Origin of the sequence: Polaromonas sp., assembly GCF_029945895.1 — a bacterium.
GTDB lineage: Bacteria > Pseudomonadota > Gammaproteobacteria > Burkholderiales > Burkholderiaceae_C > Polaromonas.
Genome location: NZ_JAQSDL010000074.1, coordinates 1 through 2233 on the forward strand (window position 1 = coordinate 1; position 2233 = coordinate 2233).

Consider the following 2233-nt stretch of genomic DNA (forward strand, 5'->3'; position numbering starts at 1 on the left):
TAGGAGGGTGCGCTCACATCAGTGAGAAATCGCGCTCGAATTTCATCAGGTGCTGTCCGCCGTCCACCAGCAGTGTGGTACCGGTGATGGAGGCGTTTTCCAGGGCAAACCGGACAGTGGCCGCCACGTCCGCCGGGCTGGACGAGCGTCCCAGCGGCGAGAGTTTGTGCAGGGCCTGGAACTTCTCGTCGCTCAGCAGATGGCTGGTCAGTGTCAGGCCGGGAGCCACGCCCACCACCCGCACCTGTGGCGCCAGCGCGATCGCCAGCATGGTGTTGGCGGCTTCAAGCGCGGCCTTGGACAGGGTGTAGCTGAAAAAGTCGGGGTTGGGGTTCCAGAGTTTCTGGTCCAGCAGGTTGATCACCGCAAAACGGCCGGTTTGCCCGGTCACCGCAACCTGCTCCTGCCGCTGGACAACATGGGCGTGCAGGGCCTGCGCCAGCACAATCGCCGCGCCGGTATTGCTGCGCATGTGTTTTTCAAGGGACGCAAAACTGAAACTGGCTGCGCTGTCGTGTTCGAAGGTGGAGGCGCTGTTGATCACGGCATCCACCTGACCGAAGTGCTGGACCACCTGCGGCAACAGGCCGCGGACTGCCGCCTCGTCGTCAAGATCCACACAAAAAGAGGCTGCATCCCCCGCCAATTCAGCGCAGTCAGCTACTGTTTTAATAGCGTCTTCCTTCGAACTGCGGTAGTGCACGGCCACGCGCCAGCCGCTGGCTGCCAGCGCAAGCGCGATCTCGCGGCCCAGCCGCCTGGCGGCGCCGGTAACGAGAACAACAGGGGCGGGAGACGCTGGGTTCATGAGGTGAAGGGTGGGGAAGCTGGAGGCAGGGCAATCGCCGACAATCCGGGGGTGAGCACCTCCCCCATGACGACACCCCCTAGTTTAACGAGCCCCCTGGCCGGCCACATCCGCGAGGCCATTGCCGCGGCCGGTGGCTGGATCGGTTTTGACCGTTTCATGGCGCTGGCCCTGTACACCCCGGGCCTGGGCTACTACGCCAACGATTCCCGCAAATTCGGTCTGATGCCCACCGGCGTGAAGGGCGGCGGCAGCGATTTTGTCACCGCACCCGAGCTGTCGCCGCGTTTTGGCCAGGCGCTGGCGCGGCAGCTGGCGCAGGCGCTGGAGGCCACGGGCACGACCGAAGTGTGGGAGTTCGGCGCGGGCTCGGGCGCCCTTGCGCAGCAGTTGCTGGGTGCCCTCGGCCCGCAGATCAAACGCTACACCATTGTCGATTTGTCCGGCAGCCTGCAAGCCCGCCAGCGCGAGCGCCTGGCCGCCTGGGGTGACACGGTGCAGTGGATCAGCGAGTTGCCGGCGCAGATGCAGGGCGTGGTGGTCGGCAACGAGGTGCTCGATGCCATGCCGGTGCAGCTGCTGACCCGTGTGAAGGGCGTCTGGCAGGAGCGCGGCGTCGCCGTTCACAACGGTGGGTTTGTTCCGGCCGATCAGCCGACGACCCTGCGGCCGCCATTCGACGTGGCGGGCAGCCATGACTACCTGACCGAGATCCACCCGCAGGCCGAGGCCTTTGTCCGCACCCTGGCCGACCGGCTGCAGGCCGGCGCGGTGTTTCTGCTGGACTACGGTTTCCCCGAACACGAGTATTACCACCCGCAGCGCAGCATGGGCACCGTCATGTGCCACCGTGGCCACATGCTGGACGCCGATGCGCTGCAGGACGTGGGCGAAAAAGACATCACCGCCCACGTCAATTTCAGCGGCATTGCGTTGGCCGGGCAGGAGGCCGGTTTCCAGGTGCTGGGTTACACCAGCCAGGCGCGCTTCCTGCTGAACTGCGGTGTGCTGAACGGCATGGAAGATACGCCGCTGGCTGAACGCGTCATGGTGCAGAAACTCATCAACGAGCATGAGATGGGTGAGCTGTTCAAGGTCATTGGTTTTGCGGTTGACTCGAAGGACTGTCCGTGGGGTGGCTGGCAGGCGCTGGGGTTTGCGCAGGGGGATAGAAGCCATACCTTGTAGAGGGTTGCCGCTTCGGACTGAGCTTGTCGAGGTTGCCTTTCCCTCCGCTTTGGATGTCCGCCGGCAAGCCGGGTCTCGCCCCGGCGGGCGAGGCACTTTTCTTTGCGTCGCCAAAGAAAAGTACCCAAAAGAAAGGCGACCCGATGGTCTGGGTCCCCTGCGCTACGCTCCGGGGCAACCTGCGGTGCTCGACAAAAGCGGGGTCTCGCTCGAACTCGGCTTCGCCTCAGACAATCG

Annotated in this window: 2 protein-coding genes; one reads left to right on the top strand and one right to left on the bottom strand. The window is 64.5% G+C overall.

What is annotated here, in order from left to right:
* Nucleotides 1–13 precede the first annotated feature (13 nt).
* Nucleotides 14–808 carry an SDR family oxidoreductase gene (locus tag PSV33_RS08385; protein WP_300560576.1) on the bottom strand — a complete coding sequence of 265 codons (795 nt, stop codon included), beginning with the start codon at nt 806–808 and terminating at the stop codon, nt 14–16.
* Nucleotides 809–874: 66 nt separating this feature from the next.
* Here PSV33_RS08385 and PSV33_RS08390 point away from each other — a divergent pair, with 66 nt between their 5' ends.
* Nucleotides 875–1996, top strand: a complete 1122-nt coding sequence (locus PSV33_RS08390; protein ID WP_300560578.1) for an SAM-dependent methyltransferase — start codon at nt 875–877, stop codon at nt 1994–1996.
* Nucleotides 1997–2233: the final 237 nt, after the last annotated feature.